Here is a 15,300-nt window from a genome sequence, read left to right on the forward strand (position 1 = left end):
AAATATAATTTTTGTAATGAAATGTCGGTAGAGTGGCTCAGCTTGGTCAAAAGCGACCGACTGATAACCGGTAGTGTTGCTCCCGTGCGACATTCGTGGGTTCAAATCCCACCTCTACCGCAACACGGGATCTAGGTTAAACTGAATAAAAAAGATTACTCATTACACTGAAACTTTTATTATCTTTTTTTCTTCTATTCTCTTTTTGAATTCATCAATTGTCATGTTGATCTCCATCCTCTTCAAGTTGTCTTGTAAGACAAGCTCGATTGCCTCTTGCATATTTTGTTTTAATTCTTCAATTGTTTCTGCTTGGGAGATGGCACTTGGCATTTCTAAACATTGTCCTGAATAACCTTCTTCATCTTCTTTCTTTACAAGAATGGTAAAATCAAAAATTTTACTCATAATATGAAATATAGTGTTGATGATTTAATGATTATTTATTTTTCTTTTGTTGTTTTTCCCATTCTTTGTTTTGTTTTTCCATTTGTTTAATCTGTTTCTTGTAAACTTTCTCATCATATAATCTGCCCGATGTTGCTCTTACTACTTCTAATGGTTCTTTTACCATGAAGGGGTGAAACTCTTTTGCAAACTCATATTCAGCTTCTGTTAAGTATCCCCCAAGAATTGAGATATATGCATCTGAATCTGTTCTGTAAAGATATGATTTTTCTTGTGAATCTGGAAATATTTTTCCCTGAGCCATTTCTTTTGTTAACATTACGTCATACAATGTAGGCCAAGCATACCAAATGGGCCTATTCTCAGAATCTTTAGTCAAAAACGATGGAACTCCCATTCTAAATTCAATTCTGTCCTCTTCAATTATTACTCCTGGATTTGTGACATTATCTGAAATGTATTTTTGTTGAATTTCTCTATCTGATGCATTTGTAGAATTCATAAAATATTGATTTAATGTAACCCAAGCTTTTCTTGACTCGTCATACCATGCATCATTCCATACATGTTCATCAGGAATTGATTGTGGAATGTTTGGATGTCTGAAATAATCATGTGTTCTAGAATATTCAATTGCTTTTGTTAGTTCTTCAATGTTTAATTTTGCTTTGTTAATCTTCTCTAATACTTGTAATCTGTCTTTTTGATTTCCTTCAGTTGAATCAAACTGGGAATCTGCTTGTTCAAGGTTTGTTTTGTTTTCATCTAATAATTTTTCTAAGAATGGAATCTGGACACCTTTTCTTGTTTTTTGTTTTTTCTGGCCTAACAGCATTGTATTACTCAATTACAATAACCTCCATTTGTATAAAAGGACTTTTGAGTCATTGTATGTAATATTCTCCTCTCATCTCCTCAATTGATTTTAGATACAATCTGCCCATCCATGACAAATGCTTTCCATCAAATTTTCCTATTCTTTTCTGAACTCTGACTATTCCAGAATCAAATGAAATTATCTGACCAAATTTTGGATTTCCAGCCTTTGTGAATCCAAGATAGATAAATTCCTCTGACAATTTTGATTCACAGTTTTGAATCTTGATGTATTTGTATCCATATTTTCCAACATTAACATTTGATTCTATCAAATCTTGGATACTGTAATGTCCTTGTATTTTTGACTGCTCATGTGATGTTTCTCTAATTTCAAACACTTGTTTTGACATGTGTATACTAAGGTATATACACAATATAAATATTGTGTAGACATTTGTGCATACTTTATAAGGTCATAAATTATACAAGAAATAAAATGATTGAATCTACCACAAAAATACAAGTGTCAAAACACAGACACACCATTTACATTCCTAAGGAAATTCATAGTGATTCTGCATTTCCATTCAGAGTTGATGACATACTTTCAATTAAGATCTCAGGTAAAAAATTAATTATTGAAAAAGTATAATTATTTTAGAAAATGTAAAATCTACTTTCTGCACTTGTCGCAAATTGTCTGAAATTGGTCCTCATCTAAAACAACTGACACTCCAGAAGAGTAACATACTGAACACATTCCTATCATAAAATATCATTCCAAATTGGAGATTAGAACTTTTGAATTTAATTTTATCTCGATCAGAGTCAAATCAATTTGTATCATTGAAATTAATTATCCAAAAAACTAACTTCATTAGAAGATGAAGTGCACCGACATTTGTCAAAGGTACAGAGCAGGAAAACCACCAGGAGTATCAAGGTATGAGGCAGGACAAAAGTACTGCTCTTATTGCGCGTTGTTTATGAAGATTGAGTCAAATCGTTGTCCGTGTTGCAGATATTTACTAAAGGTTAGTTCATCAAAGCGCAGAAATGAAAACAGTATCAAAAGAATTTAGCTTGGATTCATCTATTGTCATCATCTTCTTTTCTTAAGATAATCTGACATTATTCTGTCTGCCATCTCTGCTATCTCGATGTCATTTCTGGCAGCCATTCTTTGCAGTTTTTTAGCATTGGTCTTGTTTAATTCTACAGTGACTTTTTGTTGGAGCAATCCTGCCTTTGCTTTCTTGAGGATCTTAAGATGAGAGGACTTTGGACTTTTTGTTAAAATTTGAAGATATTTCTTACGAAGCTTCTGGTCTAGTGGAATTATCTTCTCTGCAATTCTTGCAGCTTTTGAGAGACTAGGAATTATCTGATATAGTTTAGTAATATCATCACGTGATAGTTCCTTTGGGACGTATTGTTTTAGTCTGTCTGGAACTGCTGCAAATCCAAGGTATTTTCTGAGGGTTTGCTGTGATATTCCTAATGATTGGGCTGCCTTTGCCTTACCGACTGATTCTGCCAAAAAGACGCACGCTTGAGTCATATCTTTGGTATTCATCTTGTTTCTGTGCAGGTTTTCAATTACAGATGCTGCCTTTGCATTTTCCAGGTCATATTTTGTATTTTGAGTGAGCAGCAACACGGGTATCTTTTTTGCACCTATTCTTTTGAGGGCAGCAAGCCTTCTCTGGCCTGACATCAAAAGGTATGAATTCTTTGACTCTTTTTGCACCATTGGCGGATTCTGCAGACCTTCATTTCTGATTGATTTTGCAAGCTCTGTTATTCCCTCTCTGTCTAGCTTTCTTGCCTGCGCATCCTTCCAAACCTTGACCTGTTTTGTTGGAATTTCTCGCAAACGATAGGATATTGGAGGTTTGTAACGTCTTTTTGCCACTTGTTCTCAAAATGTTTGATTTTTGTTAAACAATCTTGGTATTTCATAGTTGACAAAAAAGAAAAAAGAAACTGGTAAAATATCATTATCATAAAGTGTCTAAAATTTAATTTTGATCTGTTAGTTTGTTTGCAAAATGAATATCAAAAAAAAGATTATCATCTAGACTTAAAAAAATAAAAAATGACTGTTTGATACTCCTCCCTTACTGAGTCTGAGATACTCGTTTTACGGCTTGTTGCCAAGTTGTCTTCTTTTTCTTTGCAGATTTTTCTGCAATTTTTAGTGCCTTTTTCAAACTCTTGATCTTGTTGTTTGCTTTTTCAAGTTCTCTCTTTCTCTTGTTTGCCACCAGAGTTGCTCGACGTTTTGCCTTGCTTGCTGGCTTTGATCTTTTGACAGAAGCAGTTTTCTTTTTGGGTTTTGAACTTATAGTTTTTCGTTTGGAAGTAGCAGCACGTTTCTTCTTTTTTGTTGTTGCCATAAACTAAAACAAAAAACAGAATGCTAAATATCCGGTGTATCATAATTTTTGCTAGATAAACTCAAGTTTTTTAATTCATTTTTCCATTAATCAACGAAAAAACAATTACGTGAAATTATAGATCTGACTTGAATAAATTTTAAAATTTATAACACAAGATTTTTCCTGTAAAAATAATGGCCTGTAGAGGAACCTGTCAGAGATACAAGGCAAAAAAACCTCGCACATATGGCAGATATGACGCAGGTCAGAAACGATGTTCAACATGTGGGATTTTCATTAACTGGGAAGGCAAATACTGTCCATGTTGCGGATCTCCACTTAGAACAAAACCAAAGGGAACCAATGCAAGAAAACGACTGATGATATTGCAACAAGTAAAGAGAATCTAGTCTGATCACACAATTTGATCTGGCTTTGCAACTTCTAGTGAATACGAGTCATCAGAATCATAATCCTTACTGACAATGGTTTGCCCTACCATTTCAAAGACACTGGCATACGTCTTGCACTGAATCTCAGACCAATTTCTGCAGATTGAATGCTTTGAGACAAACAGATCAGAATCCTTTTGTGAAATTTTGTTAAATACGATGTGATTTCCATGATTCCATTTCAGAAAATGCCCCACCAATACATCGTAGGTTGTTTTTCCTTCCTGAGATTTTATCTCAGAGAGTATATGTTTTGCAGTGATATGTGAGATTTGATCAATTTTTTTTGGATCTATTGCCTTAAACACAGCCTTTAGAATCGATGGCGATAGTATGATGTCTCCTCTTTGTATTTTGTAATAATAAAATTCCAGGTAATCAGTGATTATTTTTGCTCCCAAACTACTAGGAGTCAGATTTAATCCCTTTGCAACATGCTGTAAAATTTCCAATGTATCCGGTTTAATTCTTAGATTAAACTGAACTGCAGCTGTTGCAGTATTATCTCCAACCACCATTGCCATTTTTTTAAATTCAAAATTTATAGGAATTACGCATAACATCATAGTGTATTTAAGTATCATGCTAACGTTGTTAGGATTTCCTAGCATCGTTAGCATGCTTGTTTTATTCTATTTGTGAGTTTTTTATTTATGAAAAACAAAAAAATATTTCGTATTCATATCTTGAGGATTTTTGTAAAATCTATAAAACTTTATGATTACAAGACATGTTCTTTTTGTGGGCAAAACACTATCAATCAGAAAAGGAAATTTCTTTAGGTAGATGTTCTATGATGATAAATCATGTTGCCCAAGATGGCAAGTGTGTAGATGTCTTTCTTGATTGCCAAGAACCTATTGCAAAAAAATTTCTAGAATGCATGACAGATGTAAAGGCAAACCAAATTCTAGACATTGCACAAAAACCAATATCCTCAAAGGATATATGTAAAAAATTGCCATTTTCAGATGCTACAGTATATCGAAAAATATCCTACTTGTCTGAAATCGGATTACTGCATTTGGCAGGAATAGATAAATTCAATATGCATAAAGACATTGAAAGACTAAGATACGTTAGAACGTTTTTTGTAATGTCAGTCAAGTGTGGTAGTATGGGAGAATGTCAATGTCATTTTCAGTATCCAGTTGTACAGATTGCATCAAAAAAAGAATTCCTTGGAGTGATTCTTAGAACAATTCGAGAACATCACAACTAGCGACTTTTTGAAAAATACTGGAAAACAATTTCATCAAAATATGCTACTGCTAGAGCGTATTGTTTTAACTCACGACCAACTCAGGAAATTCTAAATACTTTTAATTCAATATCATTCATACATGTATTTATCATATCTTGATTCATCAGCAAGACCAAGTTTTGATGATCCAGAGAATTTTGTTTTGTCTTCTCTAACTGTGAATGAACATCAATGGTATGCTATCAAGGACAGATTGAAGTAGGCTATGGTTTGAAGATATTTCCATAAGCGAAAAGGCTAGGGGAGAATCTCCGCATCATCTTTTCATTGTGACCATAGGTCACAACGCTTACCTAATAATTAGTTGATCTCCTTAAAAATACTTTGGGTAATTTTGTTATTTCATTTCAGAAACTTGATTAGAAATCTCACATTCAATGTCCTTTTCCAATTCTTCTATTCCTTGCCACCATTTAGAAGTATAATCAGACATTCACAAACACACAAGGAGTTTACCTTATAGATCTTACTGAAATATTATACATTTGAAGAATTGATAAAAAATTAGAAAGATTTGAAGATTCTTTTTCTTCTATCAAATTTTAACAAAATGAAATTTAGTTAAATAGTGGACCCAAAATTAATACCAATTTAGGTAGTCAGTCACATCGGACCCACTCCTATGAAAACTCATGCATTTGCAATCGTCTTTGCAAGAAAAGATGAAAAATGTTATCAGATTTATAGGGTACCGAACACTTGCGTTCAAATCCCGGTAACGGTACTAAACGGTGGAATTAAGTATCTTTACATATCATAAATTAGTAAATCGTTTTGGTTTATTTGAAGACTTTTGTTTGTTAACAAACAGTTTGGCAATACCTATGATTATTCCTCCTATAGTTCCTATTATTGCGAGAATTGTCGGGTCAAACAATTCTGGTTTTGCGATAGTGATTTGGTGAGATATGCTTTCAAGCTCATCACCACCATCAGAAAAAGGAGTTAATCTTACGGTAAATATTTTCTCGTCACTAATTGAATCCCCACTGTACTGGTGAGTTACAACCGGACCTATTTTTTTAGGGGTATTATCACCAAAATCCCACTCTAGTTTTTCAATTAGTCCAGAAGGATCATCCATCTGCGCTTCAAATTCAATTTCCGTATCAATGTTTTCTTCGCTTGGTGCCTTGATGGTTATTTTTGGCGGAATGTCCTTGACTAAAATAGAAAAAGAAGCATAATTAACATTTCCAATATTACTTTTGGCAACTATTCGGTAGTCATATGTGTCTGGTACAACTTCACGCTCAGAAGTCAACACAAGTGTTATAGTTTTTGGAGGAGAATCTGCATCTAAACGAAAGGAATCAGGATTGAGAGTGCAGGAAATTTTTTCACTATTGATTGAGACTGTAGTAGGAGAGGGCTTTAAGTTGCAAGATAATGATATGTTTTGAGAGGTAATTCCTGACATATCCACATTAAACGTTGTGATATAAGGTTCACCAGCAAATATAATCGCAGAACTTGGATTAATATCTAAAAAGATATTACTTTGTGGCAAAGTGTCTGGACATCCATCTTTATCTTCAACTCCATCAAGATCCTCAGGTTCTTGTGGACATACATCTATGTCATTAGGTATTCCATCACCGTCATCATCTTTGGACACAGGAGGAACATCTATAGTAATTATTGTAAATGTATCCGAGCCCAAATCCTTTCCATCATACATGCCATAAATTTCATATGTGCCAGATTTCCATTCTTCTTTCAAATTAATGAATCCTCCAAGTATCCCAAATGAATCAACTGAAACTTTTTTGTCTATCTGGGCATCTGACATTTTCAAACCATTAGAATCAACGATAGAAAATTGAAACTCTCTGCTACTTTTTACTTCATAACTATCAATATTGCCAGTGATTCTTAGTCGTATGTTTTCATCTGAGTTGTCAACATTTACATCAAATTCTCCAATTTTTATTTCAGATGTAATGCATTTTCCATCAATTAAAATCTGATTGATTCCACATTGTATTACTGGTGGCTCAGTTGTTTGTTGTTCACCTGTAAATCCATACTTATTTCTGTCTGGTGGTGGAGGCACAGTAGCATCTTGGTTTGTAATGGTTACGGTAAATGATTCGAAGGACGTATTATTTGATGAATCAGTGGCAGTACATGTTACAGTTGTTGTATCTACATTAAAGAAAGAACCTGATGGTGGAGTACACGTTACTGGTACATTACCGTCTTCATTATCTGTTGCAGTTACGGCAAATGTAACTGTTGTTCTGTTTTCATTACTGGGAATTTTTTTGATTATATTGTTCTGTACAGTAATTTCTGGAGACCCATTTGGACAACCATTTTCGATTGGATTGCCATCGATGGATCCTAAGCCAATTATTTGACTATCACAGGTTTGCTTGATAGAACCATCATTTTGTATGATTCCGTTATTTTCTATCGAACTGTTATTTTCTATTGTTCCAGTTTCTTTGATTTCGATTTTATCATTATTGATAACGGAACTTTCATTAGTTAAGATACCATTAATGCGAAAAATAAAATCATTGACAATGGTACCATTATTTTCCATATTGGCACCTGGATATGAACCAAAAATACCTTGGTTTTCTATATTACCGGTATTGATTAAAGTCACTACTGAAAGAATACCATTATTAATTATCTTTCCTCCATCATTGTTAAATTCTCCATCTCCGTCTGCCCTAGCATTGTTGCCAATGAAAAAAATATCATAATTATTGATAATGCTATTGTTGCCAGAAGATTGAATGTGACTATCTCCTTGCACATTCACAGTACCGTGATTTTCTATATTTCCATCAATATTAGTAAAATAGCCATGATTTAGTGTGATTGTACCGTGATTTGTTATATTACCTTGGTTGTTGCTTGATGTACTAGTACCATAAACTATTGTATTACCATTATCATTGTATTCAATTGTACCGTTGTTTATGATGTTGTGAGATCTATTATCAATACTGCCTTCATTTGTAATAGAACCCTTGTTTTCTATAATTCCGTCATTGTCAAGTGTTCCCTTGTTTTCTATAATTCCATTATTCGTTAAAGTTCCAGTAATAGTAAAAGTTACACCATTTGTAATATCAAGTGTTCCTCCTGATTCAATTGTAAGATTATTTACAGTCTTGTTTGACGTTAAAGTACAAGTTAGAGTGTTTTGATTCCAAGTTCCTCCAATCTTTACAGGATCAGCACAGTTGCCTCCAGTAGAATCAATTATGTAAGTGATTGGTGCTGCATATGCTTGTTCCAATGGAAACAGTGGGAGAAACACTATTGTGAACAAAATTACAAAACTGACAGTTAAAACGAACCTGTCATTTTTAATTTTAATCAAGCATATACAATGTATTACATCTTTAAAAAGAATATCATATTGTTTTTAATATCATTTTTTAATTTACTTTAGTATTTTTTCAAATCTAGTTACGTATGGGTTTTGAGTCATAGTATTACTCATATCTAAATAACCTCCAATAATTTAAAAAGACTAGGATTCATTTCTTGCCTCCTGATTTCTTTTTTGTTGTGCTTGATTTTTCCTCAATATTTGCTCTGTTCTTTGCAATATTCCACGCCAGTTTCATAATATCTTGAACATGTTTTGATTTTACATTGAGTTTATACAATATTGCCTTACCTACAACCCGATTTTTGACTAGAATTCCTTGAGATTCTAGTTTTTTTACCTCATCAAACCCAGTCTTAAATGATAACCCTGAATTTTTTCCAATATCTGTAATGGAGTAATCCCAATCAGAAAATGTAATCATAAAATCTAATATTTTGGATGTACTGCACGGAAACACTGACTCTAATGGTCCCAACTCTAGTGCTTTCTTTTTGGATTTAGTGTCTGCAATTTCTTTTTGTTGTAATGATGCCATCTTATCATATAATATCTAAAACAATTATTTAAAACTATATATGATATTATATAAAATATTATATATTAGTTAAATAACTTGTAATTCTAAATATTACTAGTTTGGACTTAGTATCAAAACAAATTCTAAAAAAGATGTTTTTAGATCATAGGATTGGTGCAAAACATATTTCGTTACAGAATCTCAAGACTGGGTTTCCTTCTCACGTCAAAGGTGATGTAGATAAACAACTAAAGAAACTTGTAAAGCAAAATCTAGTCTTGATGCATCCAACTTCTTATGGGCCACAATATGCATTGAATCCAAGAAAATTACAAGATATAGTAATAAGTTTAGAGAACTGAACGCTTGCGTTCTAATCCCGGTAACGGCATACAACACAGAATCATTCATAAAATTAATTCCTGGTGTATTTTTTAATTTACATTTTCCAATATTGTAGTATGTCCAATTACACAAGTAAAAATTCAGTATTTTAAAGACAAATATCTTTTTTCTATATTTGAATAATCATGATGATGGTCTTTTCCATTTTATTTCAACGTGTCTGATATTTTTTTAGAATTTTTTTTACCAAAAATTTTCCAAAAAATATTTTTTAAATTACTTTATTTTAATAAAAAACACTTAATTATTTGATTTTTTTACCCTTTATCATGATATATATGAAATTTTTTGCTATATTACTAGCCGTTATATTGATATCTCAAATTAGTGTCACTCCTGCATATTCATCCACAGGTTGGCAAAAAGCTAAAGATCATACTGCATGGGTTAAAGATGGGTACGTGAAACACACAAAAGATGCTGTTGTCGCTGCCGCTAAGGTCCTAGCTGGTGCCTTAGCCAGTTTAAAAGCTGCACAAGCAACGCTTGCAGCTGTTACAGCTAGTTCAACTGCAACTGCTGCTCAATATGCAGCTGCATATGCTGCAGTACAAGTTGCTCAAGCCGCAGTTGTTGCAGCTGAAGCAGCTCTTAATGCTGCACTTGTAGCAGCTGCCGCAGCTGCAGCAGCTGCCGCAGGATTTGCACTAGGTACAGGAATATATCAACTAGGATGGGGTTCTGCACATCTATGTTGGGATCCTGTATGTCCTGTAGTTTCTAATTTAACCATTGCTCCCAAATATTCTTCAATTACTCAAGATGAAATTGATTTGATAATCCCAGAACTATTATTAGCGGAAACAGGCGAAAAATATACCAAAGAAGAATTCATGTCTTCGGAATCGGGTGTTGTCGCTTGGAATTACATGTCAGAAGGAATTGCATTTTTTGTTAATTCATATAGAGGAGCGGCAGTTTCAACAGAAGGTAGGCATTCAGAAGTTTTACAAGCAGTCAGCGACATGAATGCATCTCTCCAAACAATTCCAAAGTTACATGTACAAGCTGCAAATGCAATGGAGACTAATTTTCTTCCAAAATCAACTTTAGATGATCTAAAAATCATATCTTCAAATTTGGATAAATCCATTCAAGACTTAGAAGAAGTTGAATTTACACAAGAAATGATAGATGCTGAACCCGAATTTTATGCTTCATTCTTAAAAGCAAAACAATCAGTTATGGATGCAAAAAGCTCTATAGATGAATCAATAGTAACAATATCTGAATATTATGATATGGCAGGAAATCCCAGGCCTTTGGTAGGTAAAAATGGTATTTTTCCTCCCTTGACTATCTCTGATCTTCAAAATTTCACTCAAGAATGTGCCAACATAGGAAAGAAATGCCTACCTGATTCTGAAATTCTGATTGGTAATATATTACTAGATAAAACAAATGTGTCTTTCCCAAACTATGATTTTTTTGAGGAACTAGCAGAGCTTGATTCTCAATTCTATGATGATGAAGAAATAATCTTTGGTTCTTCTGAATCTGTAACTTTGTCACATGTATTAAGAACTACTGGTACAACTTTATCCAATAATGGAATGTGGTTAAATATTGATCTAGAACAATCGCCATTAACTATGGAAGCAAGATCAAATATTGGTTCAACATCTGAATCACTAGATATTCCTCCGTGGATAAAACAAAATGCGGAATGGTGGGCAGATGAACAAATTGATGATAAAACATTTGTTCAAGGAATCCAATGGCTTATAGAAAATAATATAATGAAGATTTCATCTTGTGATTGTAATCGCTAATTAAAAATTTGATTAGAGTTTTATTTGAAACCTTATGGACTAATATTGAAAAATTTAACTCTGCATACTGTTTTTTCTATTTGCCAAAATTGAATTCAAAATAGGATTCATAAGTTCTAAATTTAAATTTATTATTTTAACAGTGATAAAAAGAAATCAATTCATGGTTTGTAAGAAAAATTGTACTAAATACAAAATAGTGGAACCAAAATTTGATAAGGACAGTAGACATGATACGACCATAAAATATGTTTTAATTGTGAGATCTTCATAAGTTAAAAAAATAATGGTGTCTGTGTAATAATAATGTCATAAGAACTATGCCGGAGAAACTATAGAAAGACGGCTCAATATATACTCCAAAACCAAGTCCGGATTCAAATATTTTTTCAACGCCCTAATCATATAAGTCAGAATAATTGTATAAAATGAACTAGTAGAAATTATTGTTACAAATCTCACTTGTAATACTATAACTATTTTTTACATTTTTTTTATGTTGAACTCGGGAAATACATAATTATTAAGTGATGAGAGCACCGAACGGTAGAGTTCTACCTCCGCTGACTGCATCTAACGTTACCATAAGTTCCCTAAGACGTTTAATAATGAGAGAAAAGATGGGGACGTTGTCACATCTAATCCAATTATCCCATATTGATAAAAATACTAAATTATAGACATATTAGAAATGAAGCTGAACAGTTGTGTTCAAATCCCCTACACTTAACAAGATCTAGCCGATAATTAAGAATTCTACTACAAATCTGAACAAAGTGAATCTTACTTAAATAGTGGAACCAAAATTAAGACTAATTTGGTGGCTTACTCCCTTTGGGCCCGTTTAACAAAATTATTTATTCTGATTTAGAAGTGAAATTTTCATGAAGGATATAGAATTCAAACTCAATTCAACTGATATACATCCAAATTCCGAAATTATTGGAAATATTGTAGTTTCTTATCCAGGAAGGTATGATGGAGTGGTAATAAATACACAAATTTTGGATTCAAATGAGCACATAACATACAGGTCATACAATGGGAAAAAAATATCTCAAAATGTATCAAGATTATTTATCAACAAGGACAGCATGCCAGATAACAAAGCAGAGTTTACGGCATTGATTAAATTTGAGCCAGCTATGGAACATGAGGTAAAATTTAGAGCCTCAATTATTGAACAACATAAAGAAATTGAGAGTCAGATTATTTTTGCAAAATATTCTGTCTAGAATCTACTCTTTTCTACAATAACAGTGCCAGTCATCCAAGGATGAGGTTGACAATGATAATGGACCTCTTGGGGTTCAGTAAACAAAAACTGGTATTCATCACCAGGTTTGAGAACGCCAGTAGAACCGAAGTCTCCACTATATCCATCTGCATGTCTATGATCAGGAGTTACAGTATGTGCAGTGTCATCCAAATTTTTCCAAATCACGTTATTGTCAATTGTAAGATAGACAGTAGGTTTGTTTGGAACATAATTGTCATTTCCTTCAATTACTGAACCAGGGACAATTTCTATAATGAAATCTTTCTCGGGATGCAATATATGATCAGATACGGATGGTTTGGCCAATGATTCTGGAAGATAAAATGAAGTGTAAAAAACCATGACAGCAGACATGCCAACTATCACTGCTATAACACCTATGCCATATGCATGACTAGATGTAGGGGCACTCATATTTTTTTTTGTCCCGCAAGTTCTTATAAAGCTTGTTTAGGTTTTTTTGAGATTATGGTTTGCTAAGATCAGAAGAGCCAAGATTTGTATTGTCACTTGCACCTACTCCTAAATCAGCTTGAGTCTTTGGAACTGGGACTTCTGGAGAAAGTTCTTTTGTTTCAGGTGCAGGTTTGTTTGAAGAAGAATCCCCTTCAGGAAGCTTGCTAGATTCAGGACTAGTTTCAGGCTCTGCAAGTTTTGGTTTTTCTTCTTGTACAGGTACTGGTGGAGGTGGAGGAGCATTCTTTTCTTCGCTCATAGAATATCTGTAAACATGGAAGAATGCTGCAAACACAAGCAAGATTATTCCAATAATGAATAGCGAAACATTCTTCATTCCTGTAAGCGCTGCATTGTAGGCTGCTATATTCAAGAATACTTGGAATGCGAGTAATGCTACCAATACCCAATTGATCCATTTCTCAGACAAACTGATAGTTGCAACTTTCTTTGGACCTGAATTTTTGGCAAGTTTTGATTTTCTTTCTGCTTCATTTGCCAATTTTATCATCATGTACGTAAATCCAAATCCGAGTGGAACCAGCAATATCATAACAGAATAGAAGAATATTGGGTCAATTACAAGACGTTCAACTAATGGTACTGAAATATCAGGAGAGATATAGAATCCCCAATAAGTCGTAACCATGATTTGCGCAAGGCTGGTAATTCCGAATGCTGTTATAATTGGTCTATCCCTCCAAGAGAATTTCTTGTATCTGTCAATAAACGGAATAAGTACAAACGATATGATGAATAACAACGGCCATAACAATCCAGTTACAAACTTGTCATATTGAGTCCTCATGAATGCATATATTCCTGTTAGGTACCATTCAGGAACCGTAACTCCAGGCGGTACAGTCGGCTCAAACTTGAATCCCAAGTCAATTGGGAACACACCACCGGTGATCAAGATGGCACCGCCTATGGCCATGACCATAGGTACATCAAATACCAAGAATCTTGGGAAGTGCACTGCCATTAATCCAAGCATCACTATAGGTAAGAGGAACACATGTTGAGCATAGAATCTTAGAACAAAATCTGAGAACCCACTACCAAGCGCCGCATCACGAATCGTCGGTCCCACAACCGGAATCGAGGTAGTCAGCGAGGCGGCTATACTGATGGCAAGTTCTGCTCTTTCACTAAATATAACATCATATCCTGTAAATGCTTCAAGAATAGTTACAACTCCTAAGATAACACCGGTCATCCACAAAACTTCGTTTCTAATTTTGTATCTTCCACTGAAATATTGGTAATACATGTGTAGAACGGCCATGAGAACCATAGCGTTTGAACCGTGATAGTGAATGTTCCTGATATGAAATCCAAATGGAACTTCATCGTTGATGAATTGTACACTATCCCAAGCCCTATCCAAAATTGGTTGATAATAAAACATAAGCAACGCACCAGAAATTCCTAGAATTACAAATATAATGAAAGTAAGCATTCCTAGGAATCCAAACGGACTCACAAACCTAGCTGGAAATGAAAATTTTATTCCAGTAAAGATAGTTCTGTCGATGCCCTCCCAGAGCCAATAAAGAAATGCAACAGCTCCAGTTCGTCTTTCAAGCGAAACGGCCATATCCAATTACTCCATTGTCATTTGCATTAAAACTAGGTGGTAGAATAAACACGAATCCATCTGAATCAACTTCAAGCGTCAACATTGGCAGTGTGTTTGATGGTGCAGCTTGCACTGATGCAGGACCAACAAAAGCTGTTCCAGTTTGAGGATCGTACATACTACCATGACAAGGGCATTCACCTCTCTTTCTACCTTCATCAGGCCAATACTTCCACAAGCACCAAAGATGAAGGCAGATCATACTGAATGCACGTATAGAGGATGCATCATTTTTTGAACCCCCTAGTTCTTCAGGTAGCCGGATAAATTGCCATTTACGGAAAGCTTCAGCATCTAATGCAGCATCACCGGTTGCAGGATATGTAATAACTTCGGCATGATTAACTGGATAAGTGTTAATGTTTGCTTGAGTGCCATCAGGCAATATTACGGGAACTTTTTCAAGAGAAGCCTGATTCGGGTTTGGCATGAAATTGCCAAATGGGACAAATGGAGCAAACGCTAGTCCAGTTCCTGCGGCACCCATTAACTTTAGAAAGTCTCTTCTGGATAATCCGCTAGTTTTTTTTGTCCCCAGCTCCGACAT

The 15,300-nt window shown here is 34.2% G+C and carries 18 protein-coding genes and 1 tRNA gene; 8 read left to right on the forward strand and 11 right to left on the reverse strand.

Annotation, left to right across the window (positions count from 1 at the left end):
* Window positions 1-26 precede the first annotated feature (26 nt).
* A tRNA-Ile gene (locus ACOQN3_RS09155) sits at window positions 27-120 on the forward strand.
* Between the two features lie 42 nt (window positions 121-162).
* On the opposite strand, the gene ACOQN3_RS09160 is transcribed toward ACOQN3_RS09155, so the two are convergent.
* From ACOQN3_RS09160 to ACOQN3_RS09170, 3 genes are read right to left on the reverse strand one after another with little or no spacing between them, the layout of a single operon-like run.
* Complete coding sequence (locus tag ACOQN3_RS09160) at window positions 163-408, reverse strand: type II toxin-antitoxin system HicB family antitoxin (RefSeq protein ID WP_420546152.1); 246 nt, start codon at window positions 406-408, stop codon at window positions 163-165.
* Window positions 409-439: 31 nt separating this feature from the next.
* Complete coding sequence (locus ACOQN3_RS09165; protein ID WP_420546153.1) at window positions 440-1,255, reverse strand: hypothetical protein; 816 nt, start codon at window positions 1,253-1,255, stop codon at window positions 440-442.
* Window positions 1,256-1,292: 37 nt separating this feature from the next.
* Complete coding sequence (locus tag ACOQN3_RS09170) at window positions 1,293-1,637, reverse strand: hypothetical protein (protein WP_420546154.1); 345 nt, start codon at window positions 1,635-1,637, stop codon at window positions 1,293-1,295.
* An 86-nt stretch (window positions 1,638-1,723) separates the two neighbouring features.
* On the opposite strand from ACOQN3_RS09170, the gene ACOQN3_RS09175 reads away from it, so the two are divergent.
* A complete protein-coding gene (locus ACOQN3_RS09175; RefSeq protein WP_420546155.1) occupies window positions 1,724-1,879 on the forward strand; it encodes a hypothetical protein in 156 nt (51 codons plus the stop codon).
* Window positions 1,880-2,329: 450 nt separating this feature from the next.
* Here ACOQN3_RS09175 and ACOQN3_RS09180 read toward each other — a convergent pair whose 3' ends face one another.
* Window positions 2,330-3,142 carry a ParB/RepB/Spo0J family partition protein gene (locus ACOQN3_RS09180; protein WP_420546156.1) on the reverse strand — a complete coding sequence of 271 codons (813 nt, stop codon included), beginning with the start codon at window positions 3,140-3,142 and terminating at the stop codon, window positions 2,330-2,332.
* Window positions 3,143-3,347: 205 nt separating this feature from the next.
* Window positions 3,348-3,626 (reverse strand): hypothetical protein, encoded by a 279-nt coding sequence (locus ACOQN3_RS09185; protein ID WP_420546157.1) that lies wholly within the window; start codon window positions 3,624-3,626, stop codon window positions 3,348-3,350.
* 176 nt (window positions 3,627-3,802) lie between these two features.
* Here ACOQN3_RS09185 and ACOQN3_RS09190 point away from each other — a divergent pair, with 176 nt between their 5' ends.
* Window positions 3,803-4,018: a hypothetical protein gene (locus tag ACOQN3_RS09190; protein ID WP_420546158.1), complete on the forward strand. Its 216-nt coding sequence runs from the start codon at window positions 3,803-3,805 to the stop codon at window positions 4,016-4,018.
* A 5-nt stretch (window positions 4,019-4,023) separates the two neighbouring features.
* On the opposite strand, the gene ACOQN3_RS09195 is transcribed toward ACOQN3_RS09190, so the two are convergent.
* A complete protein-coding gene (locus ACOQN3_RS09195) occupies window positions 4,024-4,578 on the reverse strand; it encodes a hypothetical protein (protein WP_420546159.1) in 555 nt (184 codons plus the stop codon).
* Window positions 4,579-4,853: 275 nt separating this feature from the next.
* Here ACOQN3_RS09195 and ACOQN3_RS09200 point away from each other — a divergent pair, with 275 nt between their 5' ends.
* Both ACOQN3_RS09200 and ACOQN3_RS09205 read left to right on the forward strand, forming a co-directional pair.
* A complete protein-coding gene (locus tag ACOQN3_RS09200; protein WP_420546160.1) occupies window positions 4,854-5,282 on the forward strand; it encodes a hypothetical protein in 429 nt (142 codons plus the stop codon).
* Window positions 5,283-5,403: 121 nt separating this feature from the next.
* Complete coding sequence (locus ACOQN3_RS09205) at window positions 5,404-5,526, forward strand: hypothetical protein (RefSeq protein WP_420546161.1); 123 nt, start codon at window positions 5,404-5,406, stop codon at window positions 5,524-5,526.
* A 552-nt stretch (window positions 5,527-6,078) separates the two neighbouring features.
* On the opposite strand, the gene ACOQN3_RS09210 is transcribed toward ACOQN3_RS09205, so the two are convergent.
* Window positions 6,079-8,667 carry an HYR domain-containing protein gene (locus tag ACOQN3_RS09210; RefSeq protein WP_420546162.1) on the reverse strand — a complete coding sequence of 863 codons (2,589 nt, stop codon included), beginning with the start codon at window positions 8,665-8,667 and terminating at the stop codon, window positions 6,079-6,081.
* Window positions 8,668-8,827: 160 nt separating this feature from the next.
* Window positions 8,828-9,217, reverse strand: coding sequence for a hypothetical protein (locus ACOQN3_RS09215; RefSeq protein ID WP_420546163.1), 390 nt, complete (start codon window positions 9,215-9,217; stop codon window positions 8,828-8,830).
* Between the two features lie 101 nt (window positions 9,218-9,318).
* Between ACOQN3_RS09215 and ACOQN3_RS09220 the strand changes: the two genes are divergently transcribed.
* From ACOQN3_RS09220 to ACOQN3_RS09230, 3 genes are all read left to right on the forward strand, one after another.
* Window positions 9,319-9,561 carry a hypothetical protein gene (locus tag ACOQN3_RS09220; RefSeq protein ID WP_420546164.1) on the forward strand — a complete coding sequence of 81 codons (243 nt, stop codon included), beginning with the start codon at window positions 9,319-9,321 and terminating at the stop codon, window positions 9,559-9,561.
* A 321-nt stretch (window positions 9,562-9,882) separates the two neighbouring features.
* The gene (locus ACOQN3_RS09225; RefSeq protein ID WP_420546165.1) at window positions 9,883-11,376 is read left to right on the forward strand and encodes a hypothetical protein; all 1,494 of its coding nucleotides are present in this window, start codon (window positions 9,883-9,885) and stop codon (window positions 11,374-11,376) included.
* Between the two features lie 884 nt (window positions 11,377-12,260).
* Complete coding sequence (locus tag ACOQN3_RS09230; RefSeq protein WP_420546166.1) at window positions 12,261-12,611, forward strand: hypothetical protein; 351 nt, start codon at window positions 12,261-12,263, stop codon at window positions 12,609-12,611.
* Here ACOQN3_RS09230 and ACOQN3_RS09235 read toward each other — a convergent pair.
* Genes ACOQN3_RS09235 through ACOQN3_RS09245 form a run of 3 tightly spaced genes read right to left on the reverse strand, consistent with a single transcriptional unit; the run spans window position 12,608 to window position 15,300 of the window.
* Window positions 12,608-13,069 carry a cupredoxin domain-containing protein gene (locus ACOQN3_RS09235; RefSeq protein ID WP_420546167.1) on the reverse strand — a complete coding sequence of 154 codons (462 nt, stop codon included), beginning with the start codon at window positions 13,067-13,069 and terminating at the stop codon, window positions 12,608-12,610. The two genes, ACOQN3_RS09230 and ACOQN3_RS09235, sit on opposite strands and share 4 nt — an antisense overlap.
* A gap of 52 nt (window positions 13,070-13,121) precedes the next feature.
* Window positions 13,122-14,711, reverse strand: coding sequence for a cytochrome b (locus ACOQN3_RS09240; protein WP_420546168.1), 1,590 nt, complete (start codon window positions 14,709-14,711; stop codon window positions 13,122-13,124).
* Window positions 14,695-15,300, reverse strand: a complete 606-nt coding sequence (locus ACOQN3_RS09245; RefSeq protein WP_420546169.1) for a ubiquinol-cytochrome c reductase iron-sulfur subunit — start codon at window positions 15,298-15,300, stop codon at window positions 14,695-14,697. Before ACOQN3_RS09245 ends, ACOQN3_RS09240 begins: the two co-directional genes overlap by 17 nt.

It is taken from the genome of Candidatus Nitrosopumilus sp. (assembly GCF_965223225.1).
GTDB lineage: Archaea > Thermoproteota > Nitrososphaeria > Nitrososphaerales > Nitrosopumilaceae > Nitrosopumilus.